This window comes from Klebsiella sp. 141162, from assembly GCF_050600755.1.
In the GTDB taxonomy this organism is placed as follows: domain Bacteria; phylum Pseudomonadota; class Gammaproteobacteria; order Enterobacterales; family Enterobacteriaceae; genus Klebsiella; species Klebsiella aerogenes.
The window spans coordinates 39,303-65,643 of record NZ_JAQIRI010000001.1 but is presented as its reverse complement, the minus strand read 5'-3'; the positions used below and the strand labels follow the sequence as shown (position 1 = coordinate 65,643).

Below are 26,341 nucleotides of genomic sequence, written 5' to 3'. Positions count from 1 at the left end.
GTTAAAATAAGATGAGTATTAGCAACACAAACCGCCAACAACAGATTTACCCTGTTTATTGTAGGGTGAAATTGGCGGCCGCCGTTTGCCCCGCCTCATCCATTACCACCAGTTGCCACTCGCCGGGCCTATCGAGCGTAATTATCGTTCTTGCGCCTGCTGCCTCTAACGGTTCACCGTTAATAAACCACCAGCGCCGCCCTTCTCCACCGCTCGTTTGCACGGGTAACATCACCCGCGCCTCGCCCGGGAGCCGTTTTATTACCGCCCCTTCGCGAATGCCGGAAAGCACCAGCGGCGCGGCATCCTGAGTCTGCAGCGGCGGACACGCCTTCGATGCCGTGCCCAGCCGCGCCCGGCGGCGCTCGCTAACCGGCAGCCAGGGTTCTAACGGTAGCGGCCAGACATCAACAGAAGTTTCTGTCGCGCCCGGACAATCCGCGGCGACCCTTTCTCCTGCTGCGTTACGCCACACCGGGAAGCGGATACCGCGCACACCCTCCTGACCCGGCAACAGCAGCGTCGGCGGCTGGCTGGCATCCAGAAGCCAGCTGGCTAAGCGCCGGCGGCAGTTGCTATCGCCAACCGGCAGATCCTGCCCGCCGGGCCAGCAGATAGTGCCGCGGCTGACCGACGGCGGACGCGGGTCGACCGGCAGCCCGCCGCGGCTCATTAACGGACGCGCCAGCAGCATATTATTGACCTGGTTTAACAGCGGCACGGCGCTGGCAAAACCAAACTGCCCCACCACCGGCGTACCGTCTGGCCGTCCGGTCCAGATGCCAATCAAGTAACGCGCGTTGAGGCCTACCGCCCACGCATCGCGATAACCGTAGCTGGTGCCGGTTTTCCACGCCAGCGGCACCGCTTGCGGCAGCGACGCATCGGGTAACGGCTGGGCTTCGCCTGCCAATATCCGCCGGGTGATCCACGCCGCGCCTGGCGACATTAGCGCCCTTTCCACCAGCGGGTCGTCGGGTTTCATGCGCAACCGCGCCGCTTTGCCATGACGGGCGAAAGCGCCGTACGCCGCGACAATATCTTCCAGCCTCGCTCCAGCGCCGCCGAGGATCAGCGACAGATTCGGTTCAGCGCCGGCGGGCAACATCAAGGGAAGGCCGGCATTGCGTAAATTAGCCGCAAAGCGTTTGGGTCCATAGGCCTCGAGCACCTGCACCGCCGGCAGATTCAACGAACGCACCAGAGCCTCGCTGGCGCTCACCGGGCCATGAAACCCGCTGTCGAAATTACCGGGGCGATAATCGCTAAAGCGCCGCGGCACATCCTGTAATAGCGATGCCGGGTGAATCAGCCCGTCATCCATCGCCATCGCGTAGATAAAGGGTTTCAGCACCGAACCCGGCGAGCGCACCGCCGAGACCATATCAATGTGGCCGAAGCGGCTATCGTCGCGGATATCCGCCGAACCCACCCAGCCGCGGACTTTCATGTCAGTGTGATCGACGACGACAATCGCCAGTGAGCTGCGCGGCGGCAGACGTGATTTCCAGTTCATCGCCAGATCTTCAAGCTGCCGCTGGAGCCCGGCATCGAGCGTTGTCGTCACCTTTTCATCACGACTTGTCGCCAGCGCCCGGCGCGCAAACAGCGGCGCCAGCTGCGGCATCTGCCGCGGGAAAAGCCACACCGGCTCTTCCATCGCTTCCTGTACCGCCCGTTGCGGCCAGACGCCCTGGCTGAGCATCCGCTCCAGCACCTTATCGCGAGCGGCCTGGGCCCGCTGCGGCCAGCGGTCCGGGCGTAAACGGCTCGGCGCCTGCGGCAGCACGGCCAGTAGCGCCGCCTCGCCGTAGCTGAGCTGGGCGGGCGGTTTGCCGAGATAAGCCCAGCTGGCCGCGCCGATCCCCTGTAGGGTGCCGCCAAACGGCGCGCGGTTCAGATACAGGGTAAGAATTTCGCTTTTTGACAGATGCCACTCCAGCTGCAGCGCCCGCCATAGCTGGCGTAGCTTGCCGCCAAAGGTGCGCGGATGAGGGTCGAGCAGACGCGCCACCTGCATGGTGAGGGTGCTGCCGCCAGATATCACCCGCCCGGAAGTAAGATCCTGCCAGGCGGCGCGCAGCACCGCGAAGGGGTTGACCCCCGGATGTTTCCAGAACCAACGGTCTTCATACTGAATGAGCGCCTGCAGATAGCGCGGCGAAACGTCAGCGATAGCCACCGGGTAACGCCAGACGCCCTGCGCGTCAGCAAAGCGCCACAGCGGCGTGCCGTCTTCCGCCACCACCACGCGGGCAGGAGTGACTTCATGCAGCGGCAGCGGCCACAGACGGTCGGCCGCCAATAGCGCCAGCCACGACAGAAAAATAAACGCCGCCAGCCAGCGCCAGCGGCGTTTTATGCGAGGTAATGCACGCATTTACGGCGTAACGGTAAGCGGGCCGCTGGCCGCCCCTGTTGCCCGCCACTGCGGTACATACATCGATTCCACCTGCGGCTGCGGAACCTGATAGGTGCCAGGCGTCACCGCCCGCGCCAGATAGACCAGCGTCACCGGCTGACCTTCATTAATGGCGACTGCGGCGACAAAGCGGTCGTCGCGGAACTCGATATGCTGAATATCCGCCTGCTGCATCTGGTTAAGCAGATTTTGTACCGCTTCGCCATTCTCCTGCAGGCTGGCGCTGCTATTGGCCAGGTTCTGGTTTTCCAGCTCAAGGCCCGCCGGCAGCAGATCGACCACCAGCGCGTCAGGAACGTTACGTTTGGCGGTCACCTCCAGCTTGACCAGCACCAGTTCGCCGCTACGCAGCGAGGTCAGCGATTTCTGCTGTCCGTGAGTATCGAAAATGGCGCGTTCAATCCCCAACACGTTGCCGCCCGGCTGCGGCGCGCTTTGCGGATAACCGCTGCTATCGAGACGCAGCCACAGCGGCTGATTGCCGGTATTCGTCACCTGTAGCGCCGCCAGCCGATCGCCGTCGAGATTGCGGGTTTGCGCTTTGTCGCTGGCAAGCGGCTGCGCCTGCAGCGAGGTTTGCGCCTGCCAGTTGCCCGGCAGGTCGGCGAGGGTACGCCCGGCAAGGAACAGCGCGTTGGTTTCCTGGGTCGACAGCCAGCGCTGACCGAAGGCTTCTTCCGACAAGCTGCCCAACAGCTGATTTTGTACCTCCGGCAGCAGCTTGTTCTCTTCCAGCAGCGCCAGTTTCAGCGCATCATCGCGAAGTTGGCTGCCGTAATCGCCCAGCCAACGATTCTCATCCTGGCGCGGCGTGGCAACCGCCAGCTTCATGGCCTCATCGCCGCGCGGCGCATCGCCCATGGTTTTCAGCGCAATACCGAGTTGCAGCAGCGGTAGTCCGGATCGCGCCTGTTCGTGACGGCTCCAGATTTCACGCAAGGCGCCGAGCGGCGCTTTTTGCTGGCGCGCCAGCACCAGCGCGGCGTAGGCCTGAGCGGCAAAGCGGCTGGCCTGCGCATCGTCGCTGTAGCGCACGGTCATCAAACCCGGTTCCTGCAGATAGCGCAGCAGGCGCTCGTTGCCCTTATTAAGGGCGTTGACCGGCACGCTATAGCCCTGCTCGCCCGCGCGGACGAGGAAGTCCATGGCGTAGGCGGTTAACCAGTACTCTTCCGGGCCCTCTTTATCCCATAGCGCAAAGCCGCCGTTTTCCAGCTGCATCTGCAGCAGGCGCGAGATACCAACATCGACCGCCGCGCGGCGTTTCTCATCGCTATCGCCGCTGATCCCCAGCGCTTTTAGCTGCGCCGCGCTGGTGTACAGAGAAGGGAACAGGCCGCTGGCGGTCTGCTCAAGGCAGCCGTAAGGATAGGCTTTCAGCTCGCGAATATAGCGGGCGAGATTCAACGGCGGTTTACCGCTGAGCAGCAGTTGGCCCTGCAGCGTTTGCGGGGCGAACCCCTGACTCTGCGCCGCCGGCGCCTGCCAGCTTTCACCAGGTTGTAGCACCGCGCCGCTATTGACGGTCTGGGCCGGGAATGCCGGACGCACGCCGATTTTCCACTGCTTTTGCAGCGGCGCGAAGGTTTCGCCCGGCAGATTCAGGCCGCTGATGGTGGCATTGACCTGACCATCGCCGAATCCCGCTAACGCGGTCACCGGTATAAACAGCGTGCTGCGGGCGCCCGGCGCCAGTTGTACTGGCGGCAGTTGGCCATCGGTCAACGTGACCAACCCGCTGGCGGTAAGATGCACCTGCAGGGTTTGCGGTTTGTCGGTCAGATTACTGAGATCCAGCGCCAGACGCGTGGCGTCGCCGCTGGCAAGGAAGCGCGGGGTATTCAGTTCCGCGATAACCGGGGCGGCAACCACCACTTTATCTTCGCTGCTGCCGAAGTCATCTGCCGTCCACGCCTGAGCCATCACCCGCAGCTCGCCGTTAAAATCACCGATGGGCAACGTCACCGTGCCTTCGCCCTGGTCATTCAATACCACCGGCTGCGCCTGCTGGGCGACGATCGTCACGTGATTAACCGGCGGTTTACCGCCGCGTTTCAACTCGTCGCCATCGCCGCCGAAGCGCAGGCTGGCTAAACGCCCCTGCCCTTCGATTACCTGACCATAGATGTCATAAATATCCGCGCCGTAGCGCTTCTGGCCAAAGAAGGCGTTCCACGGATCCGGCGTGGCGTAATCGGTAATATTCAGCACCCCGCTATCCACCGCCGAGAGCAGAACGTTAACCTGTTTCGGCACCTCGCCCTCCTTGACGCTGGCCTTCACTTTCACCGTCAGCGGCTGGTTCGGGCGCATTTTGTCCGGCGCCTCCAGCGCCAGAGACAGACGGCGGTTTTCATCGCCCAGCGGCAGATGCAGCAAGCCGACCGCGCGTTTCGGCGTCGCCGAGCGCGATTTATCGCCGGGGCGAACCACCAGCGTGCTGAGGTAGAGGTCGTGGCGATTCCAGGCTTTATCGACCGGAATCGACAGATCCATGCCCTCCGCCGGGACGTCAATTTCCTGCCACCACAGCGGCCCTTCGCTGGATTCCACCATCGCGTAGCCTTTACCCGCCGCCGGAGCGGCGATATGCAGCTTGATGGTGTCGCCCGGTTTGTAGCCTGGTTTGTCGAGCTTCATCGTCACGCGGTCAGGACGCGCCGCGCCGGCGCCTTCGCTGTTATCCTGCCAGCTATAGCCTGCCCAGAAGCGCACGCTGCTGACGACGTCGTCCGGCCCTTTCACCTCAAGACGATACGAGCCCCACTCCACCGGGAAACTTACTTTGCCGGTCTGCCCGGCCTGCAGATCCAGCGACGTTTCGCCCTCCTGCAGATCTTTTTGATCAAACTGCGACTGCCAGCCCTCACTATCGGACCAGTTCCAGTAGTAGTCGCGCCGCTCGCGGATCAGCCGCACCTGCAGACCGGAGACCGCTTTTTTCTCGCCTTTCGCGTCGGCATAGACGATGTCAAAAGCGGCGTTACTGTTTTCATCCACCACCGGCTGTTTCACCGTGGTATCGGTGCGGTAGTCGTAAACGTCCTTCAGCGTAAATTGCGGGCGGATCCCCGGCAGCGCCTCGGCAGGCCAGATCGGCTGCTGTACGGTGCGGGTCACCGGACGGCCGCCTGATTCCAGCAGGCTGGCCTGCAACACCACCTGCAGCGGCGAGTGGCTATCCTGCCACTGGCTCGAAGTCGTCACTTCCCCATGGCCTTTTTCATCCAGCGTCAGCTGAACTTCGTCCAGGCTGCGGGAGAGGTTTTCTTCCGCGATATCGCCGAACTGGAAGCCCGGCAGCGCCGCGACGGCGTCGCGCAGCGGGCGCAGGAACAGTTTGCCCTGCAGTTGGTTGCCGCTGGCCGGCGCGCCGTAGAGATAGGCGCCGCTGACGCTAAAGGCGACGTCGGCATCCGGGGCTATAGGCGCGGACTGCGGTGTCAGATTCAGCGCCATGCGTTCGGGCATAAAGTCTTCGACGTGGAAATCCCACTCGCGGGGTTGATTATCGCCGGTGCTGGCGCGAATGTGCCACATACCGGTGGCCGCGCCGCTGTCGAGCGGATAAGTAAACTGATACAGGCCATTGACCGGTTTGCTCATCACAGAGCGAATCACCTGGCCATCCGGCTGCACCACCTCCAGCTTCACCGGCTGCTCCGCCAGCGGTTTACCATCGCCGTCGCGCAACAGCGCGTTAAGAATAACCGTTTCCCCCGGGCGATAGAGATCGCGCGGGCCAAACATAAAGAACTGTTTACTGAAGCCAGGAGCGCCAGCGATGGAGAATTCCGCCAGATCCAGCGCCGGCAGTTTAAGGTCAAGCAGCGTAGTCTGCCCGTCTTTACGCGCCAGCAGCAGCGCCGCTTCTTTGTCGGTTTGCAGAGTAACATGGCCCTGGCTATCACTTTTCGCCTGCGCCAGCGTCTGCCCTTTGGCGTTTAGCAGTTGCACTTCAATTCCCGACTGCGCGGCGCCATTTTCGAGGCTCTGGGTGAAGACATCGAGCCGGTTGTGGTAGCGATGCGCCGAGACGCCAATATCGCTGAGGGTGAACAGCGTTGCCGCGTTACTGTAGCTATAATGACCCGCCGGGTTCATCACCGCCACATAGACGCCCGGCTGCTGGAGCGGCTTGATGTCGGTAAGCGGCAGCAGCAGCTTTTCACGGGTATTCCGCGCCGGGTTGAGATCGAAGCGTCCGCTATAAACCAGATCGGCCATCTTCAACAGTTCGTCAGATTCCCAATTGCTTAACGAGTTACGGTATTCCCACTGACTGACGAAGGCTGAGAGTGATTCCGGCTTAATACGGAAGAAATTGACGTCGACGTTGTCGACGTTCAGCGCCATCACCGGCAGCCCGGCGACCACTTTCCCCGGCAGCAGCGAGCCGCGACTGGCGAAACCGACGCTCGGCGCGATATCGCGGGTGGCGATGTTTTTTTCAAAAGGGCTGCCGAGGGTGGCGTCATTGAGGGCAATGAGCGTTGGATCAACGGTAACGATCAATTCACGCTTTGGCTCGAGATGGCGCAGACGCAGCTCTTTGAGATTCGGCGCCAGCTCCCATGCGCCGTCAACCTTGCCGCTTTTCTTATCGACCAGATGGACGCTGCGGGAAAAATCCTGATCCGGCTTGAGCGGAATGGAGAAGGTCAGCACCAACGTCGCCGCGCCATCGAGCTGCACTTCAGAAGCGTCGAGCACCGTCAGCGCCTTGCCCTGGCTTTTTTCTTTTAACGTCGCCAGCTGGGCGCTATCCGGTTTTTTCGCGCTATCGGCAGCGCCTTTGTCGGCCGCCGATACGGCCTGCGGTTCACCGCTGTTATCGCAGCCGCTTAATGATAGTGCGGTAAGGAGCGCCAACGATAGCGCCGCTAAACGAAATGGTTTCATCCTTCTAACCCCTAGGCCCAGAGCCTGATGCAATCAATAACGTTCTATTATGCGTCATCGCGGCGATTCTCAACAGCTACCAGCATAGAAACCGCCTATGAATCGGGAAACTCCGTGACCGCCTCCCCACTCCCGCGTCCTTAACTTGTCAGCCCTTTATAAAACGCCGACAATTCATTGATCGATAATAAAACGGAGGCACTCATGTCCACCTCATTCTTTGTCGCCGCCGACTGGCTGGCGGAACATATTGATGACCCGCAGATTCAAATTCTGGATGCGCGGATGGCGCCGGCGGGTCAGGAAGCGCTGCGCGATATGGCGGCGGAATACCGCGACGGGCATATCCCCGGCGCGGTTTTTTTTGATATCGAAGCGCTGTCTGACCACACCAGCCCGCTGCCGCATATGATGCCGCGGGCGGAAACTTTCGCCGTAGCAATGCGCGAGCTTGGCGTCAGCAGCGATAAGCATCTGGTGGTGTATGACGAAGGCAATCTCTTCTCAGCGCCGCGCGCCTGGTGGATGTTACGCACCTTCGGCGTCGAAAAGGTATCGATTGTCGCCGGCGGCCTCGAAGGCTGGCGTCGCGACGAATTGCCGCTGGAAAAAGGCGAACCGGACCTGCCGGAAGGCGAATTTGAGGTGAACTTCGATCCTGAGGTGATCAAACGCTTAACCGATGTGCTGCTGGTCAGCCATGAAGGATCGGCGCAGATCGTAGACGCCCGCCCGGCGGCGCGTTTTAACGGCCTGGCGGATGAACCGCGTCCAGGCTTACGCCGCGGGCATATCCCCGGCGCGCTTAACGTCCCGTGGACCGAGCTGGTGATTAATGGCGAACTGAAAACCGTCGATGAGATGAACGATATTTTTGCGCGTCAGGGCGTTGATTTTGCGCGACCGATTATCTCCAGCTGCGGTTCCGGGGTTACGGCGGCAGTGGTGGTACTGGCGTTGACCACCCTCGGCGTCAACGGCGTGTGCCTGTACGATGGTTCATGGAGCGAATGGGGCGCGAGAACGGATTTGCCGATCGAGCCGACCCCTGCCGCTGAGTAAACGCGTCGTGACTGCGGGTCCCCCCTCCCGCAGTCCCTAAATAATTTCTGATTTTCCCCGCCCCTTTCTTCTGCTTCTCGATAAACCGGTTACTCTACCCTGCCGCAGGATTTGTACCTGCCGAATTTGCTCTACCGCCACCCAATTTATAAGGAAATTGAATAATGGCCTTTTCATTACAGAACCTCATGGATGTCGTAAAAAAGCACAATCGCAATCCCTCTCCTAAACCGATGCCGGAAGATGAGGTGGAGCGCCTGCGGGTCAGGAAATACCGCGATCCGCAAAATAGCGAAACCGTGGCGCTTCCGGACAGTTTGAAAGCGCTGTTGGCCTACGATTGTCAACTGAAAAGCCCCCACGGTCAGTTGGTGCTGGAATCGGTTGTGGACTCAATTGATGAACATGGCGTCCTGCTTTCCGACTCGCTGGATGAAGATGCTTATTACATGAATGGTCTTGATATGGCCGGGCTGGACTTTGAAGAGCTGACGCCAATCTGGAACGACGATCCGCGTCTTCCTGCCCTGATTCGCATCAGCCATTCCGGCGATCAGCAGGTATTTATCTATGTCACCGAGCGTGATGAACAGGGTGAATATCCTGTCGTCCGCTTCGAAGGTAAAGAGAATGACCTCTGGCTGGCGGAATCGTCACTGATTGAATATCTGCAAGGGGTCTTTATCGATGAGGAAGAGAGCCATGACGAATGGCAGCGCCAGCAAGCCCTCAACGAGGCACGCGATGGCGCCTTGCTGGAGCTGGAATATATTCATGAGGATCTTTACGCCAGGCTTGAAGGCTGCCCTGACTAATTCACGGTCTCGCCTCGGATGGCGAGGTTAACGCGCGCCGCCGGGGCTGCTCCAGGAGAGCGCCTTTTCCGTAACCTGATGTCACCACAAGGAGTGAAAATGGCATTAGTCTCCACCCCACATTCTGCTGATTCATCTCGCCTGCCCTGGCTGGGAGGCATAACCGGCCTGCTGGCGGGCGGCATCATTCTTTATTTTTGGCCGGAATGGAACCGGGCATGGTTAAGCCTGGTTCCTGCGCCGGTTTCCGTTTATACCCGCTTTCTCGGAGTCACTCTGGAACAAGTTCCGTTGATAACCTATTTCCATCAGGCGCTGCTGGGTTTTCTGATGGTGCTGCTTGCTCCCGGATACGGTAAATCGACCCTTGCCGCATGGATGCTGCATAGCCCGTCGCCATACCGCCGCTGGCCGGGCGAGATATTACGCGCCTGGAGCATGAAATTTGGCCTGCTGGTCATTGTCTTTTGCAATCTTTTCTTTTTGTCCAGGGTCAGCTCCGGGACTCTGGCGTTATATATCTTTTTTCTCCAGCACGTTAGCGTTGCCGCTGCGGTGGCGTCAGGCGTACTGCTGCTGCGTGATGCCCGACGCCTGACCCACACGTCTCATGCTCAGCTGGCGGACCTGCACCTTCTCATGATACTCACGCTGGGGTGCCAGACGATTTTGCCTGCACAGATCGCGCTAATGAGCGCCCGCGGCGTGAACACACCGTTAGGCTGGTACATTGTTATCGCGCAGATGGCAGGCGTGTTACTGGCGTTAATACTGGTCGGCGGGCTGGTGGCAGCGATACGTTCTCTGTTGGGCGAAAAGAGGTGTCGGGCCTGGCGCGGTGATATGGCGCTCTTCAACGGCATTGTTACGCTGTGCGTGACGGGATTCCTTATCTATAACATGGTGTCAGCCTATCCGCGGATCTTTGCCGCCCTGCATTGACCTTTGCAAACCCGATTTTCGGCCTCGCGCAGAAGACATAAAAAAACACAGCGGGGGCTAACGCCCCCGCTTTCAGATAATCCGGTTCTGCTTGAAATCGCGCAGGAAGCTGCCCCAGCGCTTTTCATAGAACGGCGTGATATGGGCAATCATAAAGTGGCTGATGCCCTTCTCGCCTTCTACCACCTGACAAATATCGATAGGTTCATCGCCAGGCAGGGTATCGGTGGCCACGCTGCCGGTGGTCTGGATAACGGATTCAATATCCCCTTCCGCTTCAATACCGATCAACAAGTTGGCCGGCGCGTCGGCGCTCTCTTTAATCGAGCACAGAAACGCCCGCTTGACGGTCTTCAGCGTTTTGAACAGCGTGGTCAGCGAATCCACCATCTGCGCCGGTGGTTCGGCGACCTCAGACAGCAGCAGCGCTTCGCCGCCTTCCAGAACCGTCTGGGTACTGAGCGGACTGCCCTCTTCGCCCAGCAAATGGCTGATTTCTCGCGGGGTGAACTCTTTGCCGCTCGGCAACTTCGGGTTGAGGAACAGCGATTCGCCCAGCGTCATCGCCATCAGCGTGCGCGCTGGCATCATCACGAAGGCCTGTTCCTCTTCTACCGCCTGCTGTAGCGCCTCCAGCGAGGTGAAGAACGGTATGACCGACGTGCCGTCATCTTTTTCCCAATGCTGGAGATCGAGGGCGCTATCTTCGACAACCTGCTCACCGTCCGCCGCGCTACCCGGCACCCACACGGTTGCCTCAAGCAGTGCGGTGAAAAATGCCGGACGATGAGCAGGCTCGGTCGCCGCCTTCTCCAGCAATGTTTCTAATTCATTTTTAGTATCAGACATAGATTCGCTACTTCAAAATCGCCCGGCGGCGCTACGTCCGCGCGGGCCTACGGTTTTCCAGGCCGGGTAAGCGTAACGCTACCCGGCAAGGCCATCACTCAGCCGTCAGCAAATTAGCGATAGTACGCACGCCAAGACCCGTCGCGCCCGCCGACCACTGCTCTACCGCGGCTTTGCGGTACGTCGCGGAGCAGTCGATGTGCAGCCAGCCCTGGTGGTAGTTTTCCACGAAGTGGGACAGGAAGCCCGCCGCAGTGCTGGCGCCGGCCGGATACGCCGCGCTACCGGTGTTGTTCAGTTCCGCGAAGTTAGACGGCAGCTGGTTGCGATGAAATTCGGCCAGCGGCAGACGCCAGAAGGCTTCATTTTCCGCCTGCGCGCTCGCCAGCAGGCGATTCGCCAACGCGTCGTCAAAACTGAACAGCGCGTGGTAGTCGTTACCCAACGCGGTTTTCGCCGCGCCGGTCAGGGTGGCGGCATCGATGATCAGTTGCGGCTTCTGCGCCGAGGCATCGATCAGGCCATCCGCCAGCACCAGGCGGCCTTCGGCGTCGGTATTCATGATTTCAACGGTTTTACCGTTGCGGTAATGAATGATATCGCCAAGCTTGAAGGCGTTGCCGCTAATCAGGTTATCCGCGCAGCACAGATACAGCTTCACACGTTTGTTCAGACCGCGGGTAATAGCGAAAGCCAGCGCGCCGGTCACGGTGGCCGCGCCGCCCATGTCGGATTTCATCGAGTCCATAAAGGCGCTTTGCTTGATGCTGTAGCCGCCGGAGTCGAAGGTGATGCCCTTGCCAACCAGACAGGCGTATACCGGCGCGTCTTTATCGCCGGTCGGGTTATAGTCCAGCGCCAGCAGGACCGGCGGGCGCTCGGAGCCGCGGCCAACGGTATGCAGGCCAAGATAGTTCTGCTCACGCAGATCTTCGCCTTTGGTGATGCGATAGCTGACCTTTTCGCCCGCCACGCCGCACAGCAGATCGACGGCGCGCTGGGCCAGCTGTTCTGGCCCCAGCTCTTCTGCCGGCGCGTTGATGGTGTCGCGAACCCAATCGATAATCGTCAGGCGGTTATCCAGCTCGCTGCGCTGCGCATCGTCAAGGGTTGGCCATTCGACCTGGCGCTGACCTTTCGGCCCTTTATAGCCGGCCCAAAAGGCCCAGGCGCGATCGGTATTCCAGCCTTCGCCGCTCAGGGCGACGTGCTTGATACCCATGCCGTCAATTTTGCGCGCCGCGCGCTGGATTAACCCCAGGTCGTCTTTACCATTGAGATGTAAGGCGATACCGTCGTTATTGATACTCCAGGTCGCTTTTTCTCCCCAGCGCGCATCGGCAGGCAGAGTAGAAAGCGTAATCTTCATGGCTTCGGTCATTATCTTTATCCTTATTAACAAACGGGCCACCCTATGGCAGCCCGTTAAAATTTTTCCGCTTGAGGCGAAAATTATTCTGCTTCGTCTAACCAGACTAGCAGAATCGCCTCCAGAATTTTTTCATTGGATGCGTTTGGGTCGTCATCGAACTCTTCCAGATCGCAAATCCACTGATGCATATCGGTAAAGCGAACGGTTTTCGGGTCGAGATCCGGGTAAGCGTCATACAAGGCTTCGCCGATTTCGCGACTGTCGGTCCATTTCAGTGCCATATTAGTGCTCGCGTGCGTGGTTGATGGTATAACGCGGGATCTCAACGACCAGATCTTCGTCGGTGACGCGCGCCTGGCAGCTCAGACGGCTGTCAGGTTCCAGCCCCCAGGCTTTGTCCAGCATGTCGTCTTCATCTTCGCTACTTTCCGCCAGCGAGTCAAAACCTTCACGCACGATGCAGTGGCAGGTGGTGCAGGCACAGGATTTTTCACAGGCGTGTTCAATCTCGATACCGCTACGCAGCGCCGCATCCAGAATGGTTTCACCGCTCTCAGCTTCCACAACTACGCCATCCGGACACAGGTCCTGGTGGGGCAGAAAAACAATTTTTGGCATTTTAAACCTCGTCCACGGATTGGCCTTTCAGCGCAGCGCGGACCGACTGGTCCATGCGGCGTGCGGCGAATTCCTGGGTTTGTGTGTCGATATTTTTAATGGCTTCTTTAATCGCGTCTGCATCTTCGCCTGCCGCGGCGGCGCGAACTTGCTCCGCGGCGGCATCGATAGCCTGACGCTCTGCGGCGCTTAACAGCGCGGCGTCGGCGGCCAGCGCGCTTTCCAGGCTCTCCAGTACGCGAGCGGCTTCGACTTTCTGTTCAGCCAGCATACGCGCCTGGATATCCTGTTCGGCGTAGCTCATCGAATCTTTAATCATGTTGGCGATTTCGCCGTCCGTCAGGCCATAAGACGGTTTCACCTGGATTGAGGCTTCCACGCCGGTCGATTTTTCCATCGCCGTGACGCTCAGCAGACCGTCGGCATCAACCTGGAAGGTCACGCGAATATGCGCCCCGCCCGCCGGCAGCGCCGGGATACCGCGCAGCGCAAAACGCGCCAGCGAGCGGCAATCCTGCACCAGTTCACGCTCGCCCTGCATCACGTGAATAGACATCGCCGTTTGACCATCTTTGAAAGTGGTAAACTCCTGCGCGCGGGCCACCGGAATGGTGGTATTACGCGGGATCACTTTCTCTACCAGGCCGCCCATGGTTTCCAGCCCAAGCGACAGCGGGATAACATCAAGCAGCAGCAGTTCGCTGTCCGGTTTGTTGCCGACCAGAATATCCGCCTGAATCGCCGCGCCAATGGCGACGACTTTGTCCGGGTCAATAGAGGTCAGCGGGGTACGGCCAAAAAATTCGCCAACGCGCTCACGCACCAGCGGCACGCGGGTGGAGCCGCCGACCATTACCACTTCCAGCACCTCTTGCGCTTCAACGCCGGCGTCTTTCAGCGCGCGACGGCAGGCCATCAGGGTACGTTTTACCAGTGGGGCAATCAGATCGTTAAACTGGCTACGGCTGATATCGCCCTGCCAGCCGCCTACCGCAACGTGCGCCACATCGGCATCGCTCAGGGCGATTTTCGCCGCAATGGCGGCATCCAGCAGCTCACGCTGCAGGCGGTTATCGCTACGGTCGCTGAGGCCCGCCTGCTCACGCAGATAGTCGGCCAACAGATGGTCGAAATCATCGCCGCCGAGAGCGGAATCACCGCCGGTCGCCAGCACTTCAAACACCCCGCGGCTTAAGCGCAGAATGGAGATATCAAAGGTGCCGCCGCCGAGATCGTAGACCGCAATCACCCCTTCCTGGCCGGAATCGAGGCCGTAGGCGATAGCCGCTGCGGTCGGCTCATTGAGCAAACGCAGCACGTGCAGGCCCGCCAGACGCGCCGCGTCTTTGGTTCCCTGACGCTGAGCGTCATCGAAATAGGCCGGAACGGTAATGACCACGCCGTCGAGATCGCCTGCCAGCGCTTCAGTGGCGCGAGCGGCAAGGGCTTTCAGGATATCGGCGGAGACCCGTACCGGGTTCAGCAGGCCGCCGGCGGTTTGAATCATCGGCAGTCCATTTTCACTGGCCTGCAGCTGGTACGGTAGATGCGGATAGCGGGTTTGAATATCGGCGAGGGAACGCCCCATCATTCGCTTCACCGAACTAATGGTGTTCACCGGATCCTGAGCAGCATTGAGCCGGGCTTCATAGCCGACGGTCAGCCCCGAGGCGTGGTAGTTCACGACCGACGGCAGCAGGTAGCGGCCTTGATGGTCGGGCAGAGTTTCGGCCTGGCCGCTACGCACGGTAGCAACCAGAGAATTGGTGGTGCCAAGGTCGATACCTGCCGCCAATCGACGCTGATGCGGCGCGGCGCTCAGACCAGGCTCACTAATTTGTAATAGGGCCATAATTGCTTCCGAAAATTAAAAGTCGAGCAGTTTTTCTTCGAGTTCTTCAGCACTGCTGCGCAGTTTATCGAGAAAACGGAGCTTGCGTACAGTATCAGCCGCCGCATCCCAGGTCTCGTTTTGCAATTGTTCAACCATCAGTTGATGGCGGGTATCAAACAGCGCTTTTACCCGTTTGATAAAGGTTTCCAGCCGCGCTTCGTCTTTCGCCTGGCCGATATCATCGAGCTCTTCGCGCAGTTCCAGCTGTTCCATCAGGAACGCGGTGTCGCGTACGGTGTGCTGCTCGCTGGCGAGGTCAAAGCCGTGTAGCGAGAGGAGATATTCCGCACGGGTCAGCGGATGGCGCAGAGTCTGCCATGCCTGGTTAATGGTGGCGGAGTGCTGAACCGCAGCCAGCTGTTCCGCAGCGGGCGCGCTGGCGAATTTATCCGGATGGTACTGGCGCTGCAGATCCTGATACCGGACAGCCAGTTGTTCGAGCGAGAGGGTATAGCTGGCTGGTAACCCGAAGAGGGTGAAATAGTCCATAGTAACCTCAGGGTCATGCATCTAAACTAAAACCCCACGCGCGGCGTGACCGCGGTGGGGTTGGGGATTACCGATTATACGTTAAAGCTTTCGCCGCAACCGCACTCATCTTTCACGTTCGGGTTGGTAAATTTGAACCCTTCGTTGAGACCTTCTTTGACGAAGTCCAGTTGAGTGCCGTCGAGGAATTGCAGGCTCTTGCCGTCGATCACGACTTTCACGCCTTTGTCTTCAAACACGGTGTCTTCTGCCGCCGGCTCGTCAACAAATTCCAGTACATAAGCCATGCCTGAACAGCCGGAGGTTCTTACCCCCAGACGCAGGCCAAAGCCTTTACCGCGGTTCGCCAGGAAGGAATTGACTCGCGCTGCTGCACTGTCGCTTAAGGTAATCGACATAACAAACCTCAACTCTTAATTATTTTGCTTCACGTTTGCTTTTGTAATCCGCAATCGCGGCTTTAATCGCGTCTTCCGCCAGGATAGAACAGTGAATTTTCACCGGCGGCAGTTCCAGTTCATCGGCGATATCGGTGTTCTTGATAGCCTGCGCTTCGTCCAGCGATTTACCTTTCACCCACTCGGTGACCAGGGAGCTGGAAGCGATAGCGGAACCGCAGCCATAGGTCTTGAAGCGCGCGTCTTCAATGATACCTTCATTGTTGACTTTAATCTGCAACTTCATGACGTCGCCGCACGCCGGCGCGCCAACCATACCGCTACCGACGCTGTCGTCGCTGTTGTCGAAAGAGCCGACGTTGCGCGGGTTTTCGTAATGATCGATGACTTTTTCGCTGTATGCCATGATGAATTCTCCTTATCGGTGCCGAATTAGTGATGTGACCATTCAATGCTGTTCAGATCCACGCCCTGCTTGAACATTTCCCACAGCGGAGAAAGGTCGCGCAGACGGCCGATGGAGTTACGAACCAGCTTGATGGTGTAGTCAATCTCTTCTTCGGTAGTGAAACGACCTAAAGAGAAACGAATAGAACTGTGCGCCAGTTCATCAGTCATGCCTAATGCGCGCAGCACGTAGGATGGCTCAAGGCTCGCGGAAGTACAGGCTGAACCGGAGGAAACCGCCAGGTCTTTCAGCGCCATAATCAGCGACTCGCCTTCAACATAGTTGAAGCTGACGTTGAGAATGTTCGGCGCGCCCTGCTCGAGGTCGCCATTCAGATAGACTTCTTCCATATCTTTCACGCCGTTCCACAGACGGTCACGCAGGCCGCGCAGGCGCGCCATTTCGCTTTCCATCTCTTCTTTCGCGATACGATAAGCTTCGCCCATACCGACGATCTGGTGGACAGGCAGGGTACCAGAACGCATGCCGCGCTCGTGACCGCCGCCGTGCATCTGCGCTTCGATGCGAATACGCGGCTTACGGCGTACATACAGCGCGCCGATACCTTTCGGGCCGTAAATTTTGTGACCGGAGAAGGACATCAGGTCAACTTTCAGCTGGCTCAGATCGATAGGCAGCTTGCCCACGCTCTGGGTGGCGTCAACGTGGTAAATGATACCGCGGGCGCGGCACATCTCGCCGATGGTAGCGATATCCTGCACCACGCCGATTTCGTTGTTTACGTGCATGATGGAAACCAGGATGGTGTCGTCACGCATCGCCGCTTCCAGTTCTTTCAGATCGATAATACCGTTGCTCTGCGGAGCAAGGTAGGTCACTTCAAAACCTTCGCGTTCGAGCTGACGGCAGGTATCCAGTACCGCTTTATGCTCGGTTTTGCTGGTGATGATGTGCTTGCCTTTTTTCTGATAAAAGTTGGCTGCACCTTTAATCGCCAGGTTATCGGATTCCGTTGCGCCGGAGGTAAAGACGATTTCGCGCGGATCGGCGCCGACCAGTTCGGCAATCTGATTACGGGCGATATCTACCGCCTCTTCAGCCTGCCAACCGAAACGGTGAGAACGTGAGGCCGGGTTACCAAAGGTCCCGTCCAGGGTCAGGAACTGCATCATTTTCTCGGCAACACGCGGGTCCACCGGCGTTGTTGCGGAGTAATCGAGGTAAATCGGTAATTTCATTGCTCTTAAACTCCGTACATCACTCAATGCAAGGAACCAGGCAACCGGCTTGATGTACGACCGAGTACACGAGATGTCTTAACATCCCGGCCTGATTCTGAAAATCTTTATTATTGCTATCTACCCTGCCGTTTCACCTTGCAGCCCGTAAGCCGCAAGCTGAAACTAAGCCTCGTGCTAGGCGCGCAGTTTTACGTCAATGGCGTCCTGAGAACGCGTAGTACGCTGAGATTCATGATTGTGCTGACGACCGGAAACATCGAGGATTTCCTGGTTATTCACCAGTTCGCCCAGGGTGATGTTGTTCAGGAAACCGGTCAAACGTTCGCTCAGATCGCGCCACAGCGCGTGAGTCAGACACTTATCGCCACCCTGGCAGCCGCCTTTACCCTGACAACGGGTGGCGTCAACGGATTCGTCTACGGCGCTGATCACTTCGCCTACGGCGATGCTGCCAGCTTCTTTACCTAACAGGTAACCGCCGCCTGGTCCACGAACGCTGGATACCAGACCATTTTTACGCAGGCGAGAGAACAGCTGTTCCAGATAGGAAAGCGAAATTCCCTGACGCTCTGAAATATCTGCCAACGGAACCGGACCCGTTTCAGAGTTGAGCGCAACGTCAAGCATTGCGGTCACGGCATAACGCCCTTTAGATGTCAGTCTCATGTCTTACTTAACCTCAAACTCGCCCCTGCCCGGGCTTTTTATTAATATGGGTATTGCATAGCAGGGCCAAGTCTGACATTCCCGAGTAAATTGGTCAACTATTTACTTGACTGTTTTAGTCAGGTATTTGGCTTTCCGTGCCGTTATTGATTTCGAGCCGCTCCCGGGGTCGGCCAAAGGCCTCGCCCGGGCAACAGAGATGTAGCTTCGTAGGCCGGATAAGCGAAGCGTCATCCGGCGGGAACGCGGTTACTTACCTTTATTCTGCTGCTCAATAGACGCCAGCATCCCGCGCAGAATGTTCAGCTCCTGGCTTTCCGGACGCGCGCGGGTGAACAGACGACGCAGCTTGTTCATCACCTGCCCCGGATGATTCGGACGGATAAAACCGGTCGCCAGCAGCGTCTGCTCAAGGTGGCCGTAAAAACGTTCTAAATCATCGACCAGCGGATACGGCGTCTCTTCATGTTCAACCGCCGGCTGCGCCTGCTCCTGCGTCGCCAGCCAGGCCATTCGCACTTCATAGGCGATAACCTGCACCGCCATTGCCAGGTTCAGCGAGCTGTACTCCGGGTTGGCGGCGATCGCCACGTGATAGTGGCACTTCTGCAGTTCGTCGTTGGTCAGGCCAACGCGCTCGCGGCCAAAGACCAGCGCGACCGGCGCATGCTGTCCTTCGGCGACGCTTTTCAGACCGCATTCGCGCGGATCCAGCATCGGCCACGGCAGCGTGCGGGAGCGCGCGCTGGTGCCAACCACCAGGCTACAGCCCGCCAGCGCTTCATCAAGGGTATCGACGATCTGCGCGTTGCCAATCACATCGCTGGCGCCAGCGGCCAGCGCGATGGCCTGGGAATCAGGTTTCACCAGCGGGTTGACCAGCCACAGGTTAGTTAAGCCCATGGTTTTCATCGCGCGGGCAACGGAGCCCATATTGCCGGTGTGTGAGGTTTCTACCAGTACGATTCGAATATTTTGCAGCATTATGGTTCTTCGGCTAAAGATTATTCGTGCATGCTAACATAAAACGGAGACATAAGCAGAATTCGCTGTTACTATATGCGCCGTTTTTTCCCGTTCTTTAACATCCAGTGAGAGATACCGATGCATCCGATGCTGAACATTGCCGTGCGCGCAGCGCGCAAGGCGGGTAATTTAATTGCCAAGCACTACGAAACGCCAGATTCCGTAGAAACCAGCCAGAAAGGCAGCAATGACTTTGTGACTAACGTCGATAAAGCCGCAGAAGCGATTATTATCGAAACCATTCGCAAGTCTTACCCACAGCACACCATCATCACCGAAGAAAGCGGCGAGCACGCTGGTGAAGATCAGGATATTCAATGGGTTATCGATCCACTGGATGGCACCACCAACTTCGTTAAACGTCTGCCACACTTCTCTGTTTCCATCGCCGTACGCATTAAAGGCCGTACTGAAGTCGCGGTGGTTTACGATCCGATGCGTAATGAACTGTTCACCGCCACCCGCGGTCAGGGCGCGCAGCTGAACGGCTACCGTCTGCGCGGCAGCAACGCTCGCGATCTCGACGGCACCATCATCGCCACCGGTTTCCCGTTCAAAGCCAAGCAGCACGCTACCGCTTACATGAACATCCTCGGCAACATGTTCACCGAGTGCGCTGACTTCCGTCGCACCGGTTCCGCCGCGCTGGATCTGGCCTACGTTGCCGCTGGCCGCGTTGACGGTTACTTTGAAATCGCCCTCAAACCGTGGGATTTCGCCGCAGGCGAGCTGATCGCTCGTGAAGCAGGCGCCATCGTTTGCGACTTCACCGGTGGTCATAACTATATGCTGACCGGCAACATCGTAGCCGGTAACCCGCGCGTCGTGAAAGCGATGCTGGCGAACATGCGCGAGCAGCTGAGCGAAGCGCTGAAGCGTTAATTTATCACTGAATGTAAAAAGGAAGCCGCGGCTTCCTTTTTTTATCCCCTAAAACGGCCGCAAGCCGCCGCCCGGCGGGATCGCGCTACTCCACATCACGACGGCCGCCGTCAACAGCGCCACGCCGCCGGCCAGCGCCAGCGTCGCCCAGCCAACCTGTTTCCACATCGCTGGTGCCTGATGGCGACTCAGGCGGATAGCCAACTGGCGGAATCCATGCACCAACAGCGCCAGCCCGCTTATGGTCAGCGACGTTCCCGCCGCCATCACCAGCGCGGCTGCCATGCCCCAGCCAAAGACGTCGATCACCTTACTGAACAGCAGCACCATAATCGCTCCCGAGCAGGGACGCATGCCCATCGACAGCACAATCGCCAGCCTGGCGCGCCAGTCGTCGCCGCTCTGTAGTTGATCCGGCGCCGGAAGGTGCTGATGGCCGCAGCCGCAATGTTCATCATGGACGTGCTGCAGGGTAAAAGCGGTAAACGTTGGCCGCCGTAGCAAGACTCGCAGTTTTTTCAATGCCCGCCAGCACAGTAAAAGCCCCAATGCGCCGACCAGCAGATAACTGCCCTTCTCCAGCCAGAAGCTGCTGAGATGCAGTTGACGCGCCGGGAGCTGCAGCAGCGTCAATACCACCACCACCAGCGCTATCGCCACCATTCCCTGCAACAGCGATGCCGCCAGCGTCAGCGTAATACTCGATTTCAGCTTTGAGGGATGGGTGGCAAGCCAGGTGGTAATCACGATTTTACCGTGGCCAGGGCCTAAGGCATGTAGCACACCGTAGACAAAGCTGAACCCGAGCAGCGATAGCCCCGCCGCTGAAGGGTTATCCGCCACCGCCTGCAGCAGTTGGCTGAGCTCAAGATTCAGTGAACGCTGCCAGACCGCGCTTTGCAACAGTACCTGCGGCCAGGCGAGCCACAACCAGATACCGCCCACGACGGTCAGCGTCAGAAACAGCGCCAGCGGCCAGAGTGATTTCCAGCGCGGCGCCCGCGCTCGCGGCGTAAAGACTACTGACATGTCAAGGTCACCTTCTGGGCGAAGTAGTTACCCAGTTCCATGTCTTCCGGCGGCGCGTCCTCTTTATCGAGCGACTGCGCATAAGACAGCATTTTGTCGTTGGGTTTCGGCGTCATTACCGTGGTCTTACAGGAGGCCCGCAGCGCGGCAGGCAGTGAAAAATCGCTATCCTGCTCATAAAACATATCGACATAGTAGGTCGGATCGAAGGTGGATAAAGTGAAGGTTTGTCCGGCAATGGGCTGCGGCGTCGCCAGCGGCAAGGTGAAGGTAAGTACCGCCTGCATCCCGCTACGCGCAAGGCCGTAACCATCCGGGCGGTTAGCAAACTTCACCCGCTGGCCGTTATGCCACAGCTCGCTGAAGTAGTGCTGGCCGAGCACATTGGCCATCACCTCCGCTGCCAGTTTTTTCCATACTTCGCTGCCCGGCTTGGCATTTCCGGCATCATAGAGCAGATCCGCTGAGGTTATTTCGTCCATCGTCCAGCGCATATTGAAACCGGTCAACTGACCGTCTTTCACCACGGCCTCACTCTGCAAATTAATGAAGCTGTGCGGATGCGCAACGGCTGACAATGATAAAACCATGAAAAATGCCGCACTGACGCAGTGTTTCACTCTCTTCATCTGTTCCTCGCGTGAAAAATTCTGTGAACCTCGCCAGCAATCCTGATCTAAAGGCCGCGGCCCGTCCTGCTCAACCCGCATCCTTTGGCTATTCTTAGCTGAAACCCTAACTGGAACTTACCAGATGATGACAGTGATTGAACCACCATCTGCGCTTTCCAGTCCACAGCGCCGTAGCCAGGTGCTCCTGATGTTCTATCTTCCGGGACAATCCGTCACGCCGCAACAGCTGGTCAGGCTCAACCAGGTGGATGAGGCGACGGCCCAACAGGATATCGCGGAGACGGGGCGCGAAATTCAGCGTTATCATCGACTGACTCTCGCGTCGCAGATGGACGGCAGCTATCGGATTGAAGGCGCCGCGCTCGATCAACGCCTGTGCCTGCTGCACGCTCTCCGGCGCGGGCTGCGCCTGTGCCCGCATTTCGTTCACCACCATTTTACCCCGGCGTTAAAAACGCAGCTTAAACAGCAGGGTATCGCGCGAACCTTATATGATGATACCAATCTTCAGGCGCTGGTGAATCGCTGCGCGCGCGCGCTCAATCGGCAGTTTGACTGTCGGGACGGGCAGTTCCTGCGCCTGTATCTTCAGTACTGCCTGCTACAACATCATCTGGGCCAGTCGCCGGATTTCACCCACCAGCAGCGCAGCTGGGCCCAGGCGGCGGCGGAATTTGACCTCGCCGCCGAAATCGTTCGCCACTGGCAGCGTCGGGTCAGCGCCACGCCCCACGCCGGCGAACAACATTTCCTGACCCTGCTTTTTATGTTGCTGAAAACGCCGGATCCGATTCATGACGGCCATCAACAGGACAGACGCCTGCATCTGGCGATCTCCCGCTTGATCCATCGTTTCCAGGATCTGGCGGGACGGCCGTTTAGCGATGAACAGGGGTTAAGCGACCAGCTCTATATTCATCTTTCGCAGGCGTTGAACCGCAGCGTATTCGCTATCGGTATCGATAACGCCTTACCTGAGGAGATCGGACGCCTGTATCCGCGCCTGATGCGTACTACTCAGGACGCATTGCGCGATTTCGAAACGGCCTATCATATTCAATTTAATCAGGAAGAGGTCAGTTTAATTGCGGTGATTTTCGGCGCATGGTTGATGCAAAAAGCCGACCTGCATGAAAAGCAGGTGGTGTTGCTGACGCGGGAAAATAGCGAGCTGGAACAGGCGCTGGAAATGCAATTGCGGGAATTGACGCTGCTGCCGCTGAATATTAAATACTTAAGCGTGACGCAGTTTCAGCAACAAGGCGCGCCGAAAGATGTGACCTTAGTAGTCACGCCTTACACCACCGCGCTACCGCTGTTTTCGCCGCCGCTGTTTCATGCTGAAGAGAATTTCAGCGATCACCAACGGCAGCAGATTTGCAAAATGCTTGAGAGCTAGGCGGTTACCACCTTCGGCCGCACGATCAGCGCCGGAAGCGCTACCAGCGCCATCACCCAGAAGACGCCCTGATGCAGGTGCTGATAGAGGAAGCCGGCAAATACCGTCATCACCGCAATGCTGCCGCCCATCGCCACCGCCGAGTAAACGGCCTGCAGGCGGATGACCTCACTTCCCTGCCGTGCGGCGATATAGCGCATGGCCGCCAGGTGGCAGACGGTGAACGTTCCACAGTGGAGGATCTGCGCAACCAGTAGCCACGGCAACGCGGTCGTCCAGCCCATAATCGTCCAGCGCGCCACGCCGCACACCGCCGAGAGCAGCAGCAGGTCGCGGGCGCTAAAGCGACGGAAGACCTTTTTACTCAGGGCGAAAATCACTACTTCGGCGACGACGCCGAGCGACCACAAATAGCCGACGGCGGAAGCTGAATAACCGGCCTGCTGCCAGTACAGCGCGCTGAAACCGTAATAGGCGGCGTGCGCCCCCTGCAACAGACAGACGCAGGCAAGAAAACGCCAGCTTTGCCGCACCAGGCTAAGCCACGCCGATAGTCCGGCCGCCTCCTGATGTCGGCTCTCCCCCTGCGGCATCACTGAAGGTTTCAGTAACATGCCCAACAGCATCGAAGCGGTGCCCAGGCTTAACAACAGCAGGATCGCCCGGTAATCATACAAACTCACCAGTTTGCCGGTCAGCGCAGAACCGATGACGAAAGCAATCGATCCCCACAATCGCACCCGGCCGTAATCCATGGTGATCTGCTTTTGCCAGGTGTTGGCCAGCGCATCGGTTAGCGGCACCAGCGGGGAGAAAAAGAGGTTGAATCCGACGATGACTACCATCAGCCAGGCCACCTGCCCGCCGACCCAGAAGGCGAGAGCAAACAGCAGCGTCAGCAACGCGAGGATTCGCAAGGCGCTAATCAAACGAGAAGGATCGCTAACCCGCGGCGCAATCAGCAGACTGCCCAGAAAACGCGCCACCAGCCCGGCGCCGAGCAGCACGCCGATGGTTTCCGGCGTCAGGCCAACGCCTGCCAGCCAGACGCTCCAGAATGGTAGAAAAATACCGTAGCTAAAAAAATAGGTGAAGTAACTTAGCGCCAGCCAGCGCGTGGAGTGCAAGACCATGATTCCCTCCCGAATGGAAGCTCTAGTCTGGCGATAAAGCGCATACTGAGCAAACCCATGTCTCACTATCTGCATGGTCATTAACTACATTTCTCTTAAAATCGTGAGCATCGTCACGCAAAGGTTTTACGAAATGGCGGGCAGTATGAAAAAAAATCCGATAACCGGGCATCAAAGCGCTTTCTGCATATCGACTCAATCGCCGCTAAACGAAGCGCAACAATATTAGTTTCCCAGCGTGGCGGGGAGTAAAAATGTGTATTACGTTTAGATCACACGCCTGTGATAAAGGACTGATTATGAACACGCTACGCTATTTTGACTTTGGCTCTTCCCGCCCTGTTCTGCTGTTAATCGCACGTATTGCGATCGTGCTGCTGTTCATTATTTTTGGCTATCCGAAACTGATGGGATTTAGCGGAACGGTACAATATATGGCTTCTTCCGGCGCGCCGCTGCCGACGCTGGCGGCGATTATCGCGGTCATCATGGAGGTTCCCGCCGCTATTCTGATTATTTTAGGTTTCTTTACCCGCCCGCTGGCGGTGATCTTTATTTTTTACACCCTGGGTACCGCGGTTATCGGCCACCATTACTGGGATATGACCGGCGATGCGGTATTGCCGAATATGATTAACTTCTATAAGAACGTCAGTATCGCCGGGGCCTTCCTGCTGCTGGCAATAACCGGACCGGGTTCAATTTCGCTTGACCGCCGCTAATCATCAGACACAAAAAAGGCCGCAATCGCGGCCTTTTTTATCTTAACGCGGCAAGATTATGCGTAAACCGGGAAACGTGCGCAGATATCCAGCACTTTACCTTTGACGCGCTCAATAACAGCTTCGTCGTTGATATTGTCGAGAACGTCGCACATCCAGCCAGCCAGCTCCTTCACTTCCGCTTCTTTAAAGCCGCGGCGAGTCACAGCCGGAGAACCGATACGGATACCGGAAGTCACGAACGGGCTCTTCGGATCGTTCGGCACGCTGTTTTTGTTAACGGTGATGTTGGCGCGGCCCAGGGCGGCGTCAGCTTCTTTACCGGTCAGGTTTTTATCAACCAGATCCAGCAGGAACAGGTGGTTTTCAGTACCGCCAGAAACCACTTTGTAACCGCGGTTCAGGAACACTTCCACCATCGCTTTGGCGTTTTTAGCAACCTGCTGCTGGTAAACTTTGAACTCTGGCTCCATCGCTTCTTTCAGCGCCACCGCTTTCGCGGCGATAACGTGCATCAGCGGGCCGCCCTGCGCGCTTGGGAACACGGCGGAGTTCAGTTTCTTGTACAGCTCTTCGCTACCGCCTTTCGCCAGGATCAGGCCGCCGCGCGGACCCGCCAGGGTTTTGTGGGTGGTAGTAGTAACAACGTGGGCGTGCGGAACCGGGTTCGGATAAACGCCGGCGGCAATCAGGCCCGCTACGTGCGCCATATCGACGAACAGGTATGCGCCGATGCTGTCAGCGATTTCACGCATTTTCGCCCAGTCAACGATACCGGAGTAAGCGGAGAAGCCACCGATGATCATCTTCGGTTTGTGCTCCTGGGCCTGCTTCGCCATGTCTTCGTAGTCAATTTTACCGGACTCATCGATGCCGTAAGGAATGATGTTGTACAGTTTACCGGAGAAGTTAACCGGGGAGCCGTGGGTCAGGTGGCCGCCTTGCGCCAGGTTCATACCCAGCACGGTATCGCCTGGCTGCAGCAGCGCGGTGTAGACGGCAAAGTTAGCCTGCGAGCCGGAGTGCGGCTGCACGTTAGCGTAGTCGGCGCCGAACAGTTCTTTCGCGCGGTCGATAGCCAGTTGCTCAACGATATCCACGTACTCGCAGCCACCGTAGTAGCGCTTGCCCGGATAACCTTCGGCATATTTGTTAGTCAGCTGGGAACCCTGAGCCTGCATCACGCGCGGACTGGTGTAGTTCTCGGAGGCGATCAGTTCGATGTGCTCTTCCTGACGTACTTTTTCCTGCTCCATAGCCTGCCACAGTTCGGCATCATAATCGGCAATGTTCATTTCACGCTTTAACATCCGCATCTCCTGACTCAGCTAACGATAAAATTTTTGGCCTAAAAAGGCGGTCCTGATGGACAACGGCCCACAGTATAACCGAATCATTCTGTGATAACAGGTCTTGACAAAGGATTTTACGCAAACGAT

Annotated in this window: 23 protein-coding genes; 6 read left to right on the top strand and 17 right to left on the bottom strand. The window is 58.1% G+C overall.

Annotated features, from left to right (window positions below; genetic code table 11):
- Nucleotides 1-55: 55 nt before the first annotated feature.
- Nucleotides 56-2,380 (bottom strand): peptidoglycan glycosyltransferase PbpC, encoded by a 2,325-nt coding sequence (pbpC, locus tag PGR23_RS00300; RefSeq protein WP_047043428.1) that lies wholly within the window; start codon nt 2,378-2,380, stop codon nt 56-58.
- The gene (locus PGR23_RS00295; protein ID WP_396279492.1) at nt 2,381-7,324 is read right to left on the bottom strand and encodes an alpha-2-macroglobulin family protein; all 4,944 of its coding nucleotides are present in this window, start codon (nt 7,322-7,324) and stop codon (nt 2,381-2,383) included.
- 204 nt (nt 7,325-7,528) lie between these two features.
- On the opposite strand from PGR23_RS00295, the gene sseA reads away from it, so the two are divergent.
- The 3 genes from sseA (at nt 7,529) to PGR23_RS00280 (ending at nt 10,143) form a co-directional block, all read left to right on the top strand.
- Nucleotides 7,529-8,386: a 3-mercaptopyruvate sulfurtransferase gene (sseA, locus tag PGR23_RS00290; RefSeq protein WP_396279491.1), complete on the top strand. Its 858-nt coding sequence runs from the start codon at nt 7,529-7,531 to the stop codon at nt 8,384-8,386.
- 164 nt (nt 8,387-8,550) lie between these two features.
- The gene (locus PGR23_RS00285; protein ID WP_396279490.1) at nt 8,551-9,201 is read left to right on the top strand and encodes a DUF5066 family protein; all 651 of its coding nucleotides are present in this window, start codon (nt 8,551-8,553) and stop codon (nt 9,199-9,201) included.
- 99 nt (nt 9,202-9,300) lie between these two features.
- Nucleotides 9,301-10,143 (top strand): hypothetical protein, encoded by an 843-nt coding sequence (locus PGR23_RS00280; RefSeq protein ID WP_348876949.1) that lies wholly within the window; start codon nt 9,301-9,303, stop codon nt 10,141-10,143.
- A 72-nt stretch (nt 10,144-10,215) separates the two neighbouring features.
- Here the strand turns inward: PGR23_RS00280 and sseB are convergent, their stop codons facing one another.
- The 11 genes from sseB to trmJ all read right to left on the bottom strand — a co-directional run bounded on the left by sseB (nt 10,216) and on the right by trmJ (nt 19,063).
- Nucleotides 10,216-10,992 (bottom strand): enhanced serine sensitivity protein SseB, encoded by a 777-nt coding sequence (gene sseB / locus PGR23_RS00275; RefSeq protein WP_047043418.1) that lies wholly within the window; start codon nt 10,990-10,992, stop codon nt 10,216-10,218.
- 94 nt (nt 10,993-11,086) lie between these two features.
- Nucleotides 11,087-12,373, bottom strand: coding sequence for an aminopeptidase PepB (gene pepB / locus PGR23_RS00270; protein WP_045392740.1), 1,287 nt, complete (start codon nt 12,371-12,373; stop codon nt 11,087-11,089).
- A gap of 71 nt (nt 12,374-12,444) precedes the next feature.
- Nucleotides 12,445-12,645, bottom strand: coding sequence for a Fe-S cluster assembly protein IscX (gene iscX / locus PGR23_RS00265; protein WP_002913954.1), 201 nt, complete (start codon nt 12,643-12,645; stop codon nt 12,445-12,447).
- Between the two features lies 1 nt (nt 12,646).
- Nucleotides 12,647-12,982, bottom strand: coding sequence for an ISC system 2Fe-2S type ferredoxin (gene fdx, locus PGR23_RS00260; protein ID WP_012540871.1), 336 nt, complete (start codon nt 12,980-12,982; stop codon nt 12,647-12,649).
- Between the two features lies 1 nt (nt 12,983).
- Entirely contained in the window at nt 12,984-14,834 is a 1,851-nt protein-coding gene (hscA, locus tag PGR23_RS00255; RefSeq protein ID WP_396279489.1) for a Fe-S protein assembly chaperone HscA, read from the bottom strand.
- Between the two features lie 15 nt (nt 14,835-14,849).
- A complete protein-coding gene (hscB, locus tag PGR23_RS00250) occupies nt 14,850-15,365 on the bottom strand; it encodes a co-chaperone HscB (protein WP_047043410.1) in 516 nt (171 codons plus the stop codon).
- A gap of 74 nt (nt 15,366-15,439) precedes the next feature.
- Complete coding sequence (gene iscA / locus PGR23_RS00245) at nt 15,440-15,763, bottom strand: iron-sulfur cluster assembly protein IscA (protein ID WP_012540868.1); 324 nt, start codon at nt 15,761-15,763, stop codon at nt 15,440-15,442.
- A gap of 19 nt (nt 15,764-15,782) precedes the next feature.
- Nucleotides 15,783-16,169 (bottom strand): Fe-S cluster assembly scaffold IscU, encoded by a 387-nt coding sequence (iscU, locus tag PGR23_RS00240; RefSeq protein ID WP_004866383.1) that lies wholly within the window; start codon nt 16,167-16,169, stop codon nt 15,783-15,785.
- A 26-nt stretch (nt 16,170-16,195) separates the two neighbouring features.
- Entirely contained in the window at nt 16,196-17,410 is a 1,215-nt protein-coding gene (gene iscS, locus PGR23_RS00235; protein WP_015703173.1) for a cysteine desulfurase, read from the bottom strand.
- Nucleotides 17,411-17,587: 177 nt separating this feature from the next.
- Complete coding sequence (gene iscR, locus PGR23_RS00230) at nt 17,588-18,079, bottom strand: Fe-S cluster assembly transcriptional regulator IscR (protein WP_015370314.1); 492 nt, start codon at nt 18,077-18,079, stop codon at nt 17,588-17,590.
- 249 nt (nt 18,080-18,328) lie between these two features.
- Nucleotides 18,329-19,063, bottom strand: a complete 735-nt coding sequence (trmJ, locus tag PGR23_RS00225) for a tRNA (cytosine(32)/uridine(32)-2'-O)-methyltransferase TrmJ (RefSeq protein ID WP_015370313.1) — start codon at nt 19,061-19,063, stop codon at nt 18,329-18,331.
- Nucleotides 19,064-19,183: 120 nt separating this feature from the next.
- On the opposite strand from trmJ, the gene suhB reads away from it, so the two are divergent.
- The gene (gene suhB, locus PGR23_RS00220; protein ID WP_015370312.1) at nt 19,184-19,987 is read left to right on the top strand and encodes an inositol-1-monophosphatase; all 804 of its coding nucleotides are present in this window, start codon (nt 19,184-19,186) and stop codon (nt 19,985-19,987) included.
- Between the two features lie 48 nt (nt 19,988-20,035).
- Here suhB and PGR23_RS00215 read toward each other — a convergent pair whose 3' ends face one another.
- Both PGR23_RS00215 and PGR23_RS00210 read right to left on the bottom strand, forming a co-directional pair.
- Entirely contained in the window at nt 20,036-21,016 is a 981-nt protein-coding gene (locus PGR23_RS00215; protein ID WP_047078052.1) for a nickel/cobalt transporter, read from the bottom strand.
- Nucleotides 21,007-21,645 carry a DUF1007 family protein gene (locus PGR23_RS00210; protein ID WP_045392748.1) on the bottom strand — a complete coding sequence of 213 codons (639 nt, stop codon included), beginning with the start codon at nt 21,643-21,645 and terminating at the stop codon, nt 21,007-21,009. The genes PGR23_RS00215 and PGR23_RS00210 overlap by 10 nt, the downstream gene beginning before the upstream one ends.
- Nucleotides 21,646-21,769: 124 nt before the next feature.
- Between PGR23_RS00210 and csiE the strand changes: the two genes are divergently transcribed.
- A complete protein-coding gene (gene csiE / locus PGR23_RS00205) occupies nt 21,770-23,047 on the top strand; it encodes a stationary phase inducible protein CsiE (protein ID WP_045392750.1) in 1,278 nt (425 codons plus the stop codon).
- On the opposite strand, the gene PGR23_RS00200 is transcribed toward csiE, so the two are convergent.
- Nucleotides 23,044-24,180, bottom strand: a complete 1,137-nt coding sequence (locus tag PGR23_RS00200; protein WP_047043398.1) for a 3-phenylpropionate MFS transporter — start codon at nt 24,178-24,180, stop codon at nt 23,044-23,046. The genes csiE and PGR23_RS00200 overlap by 4 nt on opposite strands.
- A gap of 299 nt (nt 24,181-24,479) precedes the next feature.
- Between PGR23_RS00200 and PGR23_RS00195 the strand changes: the two genes are divergently transcribed.
- Nucleotides 24,480-24,902, top strand: a complete 423-nt coding sequence (locus PGR23_RS00195; RefSeq protein WP_045392754.1) for a DoxX family protein — start codon at nt 24,480-24,482, stop codon at nt 24,900-24,902.
- A gap of 56 nt (nt 24,903-24,958) precedes the next feature.
- On the opposite strand, the gene glyA is transcribed toward PGR23_RS00195, so the two are convergent.
- Nucleotides 24,959-26,212 (bottom strand): serine hydroxymethyltransferase, encoded by a 1,254-nt coding sequence (glyA, locus tag PGR23_RS00190; protein WP_015370305.1) that lies wholly within the window; start codon nt 26,210-26,212, stop codon nt 24,959-24,961.
- Between the last annotated feature and the right edge of the window lie 129 nt (nt 26,213-26,341).

What these genes read in the sequence shown, in the direction of transcription:
- pbpC (WP_047043428.1), bottom strand. Translation starts at nt 2,380, where the DNA reads ATGCGTGCATTACCTCGCATAAAACGCCGCTGGCGCTGGCTGGCGGCG.
- PGR23_RS00295 (WP_396279492.1), bottom strand. Translation starts at nt 7,324, where the DNA reads ATGAAACCATTTCGTTTAGCGGCGCTATCGTTGGCGCTCCTTACCGCA.
- sseA (WP_396279491.1), top strand. Translation starts at nt 7,529, where the DNA reads ATGTCCACCTCATTCTTTGTCGCCGCCGACTGGCTGGCGGAACATATT.
- PGR23_RS00285 (WP_396279490.1), top strand. Translation starts at nt 8,551, where the DNA reads ATGGCCTTTTCATTACAGAACCTCATGGATGTCGTAAAAAAGCACAAT.
- PGR23_RS00280 (WP_348876949.1), top strand. Translation starts at nt 9,301, where the DNA reads ATGGCATTAGTCTCCACCCCACATTCTGCTGATTCATCTCGCCTGCCC.
- sseB (WP_047043418.1), bottom strand. Translation starts at nt 10,992, where the DNA reads ATGTCTGATACTAAAAATGAATTAGAAACATTGCTGGAGAAGGCGGCG.
- pepB (WP_045392740.1), bottom strand. Translation starts at nt 12,373, where the DNA reads ATGACCGAAGCCATGAAGATTACGCTTTCTACTCTGCCTGCCGATGCG.
- iscX (WP_002913954.1), bottom strand. Translation starts at nt 12,645, where the DNA reads ATGGCACTGAAATGGACCGACAGTCGCGAAATCGGCGAAGCCTTGTAT.
- fdx (WP_012540871.1), bottom strand. Translation starts at nt 12,982, where the DNA reads ATGCCAAAAATTGTTTTTCTGCCCCACCAGGACCTGTGTCCGGATGGC.
- hscA (WP_396279489.1), bottom strand. Translation starts at nt 14,834, where the DNA reads ATGGCCCTATTACAAATTAGTGAGCCTGGTCTGAGCGCCGCGCCGCAT.
- hscB (WP_047043410.1), bottom strand. Translation starts at nt 15,365, where the DNA reads ATGGACTATTTCACCCTCTTCGGGTTACCAGCCAGCTATACCCTCTCG.
- iscA (WP_012540868.1), bottom strand. Translation starts at nt 15,763, where the DNA reads ATGTCGATTACCTTAAGCGACAGTGCAGCAGCGCGAGTCAATTCCTTC.
- iscU (WP_004866383.1), bottom strand. Translation starts at nt 16,169, where the DNA reads ATGGCATACAGCGAAAAAGTCATCGATCATTACGAAAACCCGCGCAAC.
- iscS (WP_015703173.1), bottom strand. Translation starts at nt 17,410, where the DNA reads ATGAAATTACCGATTTACCTCGATTACTCCGCAACAACGCCGGTGGAC.
- iscR (WP_015370314.1), bottom strand. Translation starts at nt 18,079, where the DNA reads ATGAGACTGACATCTAAAGGGCGTTATGCCGTGACCGCAATGCTTGAC.
- trmJ (WP_015370313.1), bottom strand. Translation starts at nt 19,063, where the DNA reads ATGCTGCAAAATATTCGAATCGTACTGGTAGAAACCTCACACACCGGC.
- suhB (WP_015370312.1), top strand. Translation starts at nt 19,184, where the DNA reads ATGCATCCGATGCTGAACATTGCCGTGCGCGCAGCGCGCAAGGCGGGT.
- PGR23_RS00215 (WP_047078052.1), bottom strand. Translation starts at nt 21,016, where the DNA reads ATGTCAGTAGTCTTTACGCCGCGAGCGCGGGCGCCGCGCTGGAAATCA.
- PGR23_RS00210 (WP_045392748.1), bottom strand. Translation starts at nt 21,645, where the DNA reads ATGAAGAGAGTGAAACACTGCGTCAGTGCGGCATTTTTCATGGTTTTA.
- csiE (WP_045392750.1), top strand. Translation starts at nt 21,770, where the DNA reads ATGATGACAGTGATTGAACCACCATCTGCGCTTTCCAGTCCACAGCGC.
- PGR23_RS00200 (WP_047043398.1), bottom strand. Translation starts at nt 24,180, where the DNA reads ATGGTCTTGCACTCCACGCGCTGGCTGGCGCTAAGTTACTTCACCTAT.
- PGR23_RS00195 (WP_045392754.1), top strand. Translation starts at nt 24,480, where the DNA reads ATGAACACGCTACGCTATTTTGACTTTGGCTCTTCCCGCCCTGTTCTG.
- glyA (WP_015370305.1), bottom strand. Translation starts at nt 26,212, where the DNA reads ATGTTAAAGCGTGAAATGAACATTGCCGATTATGATGCCGAACTGTGG.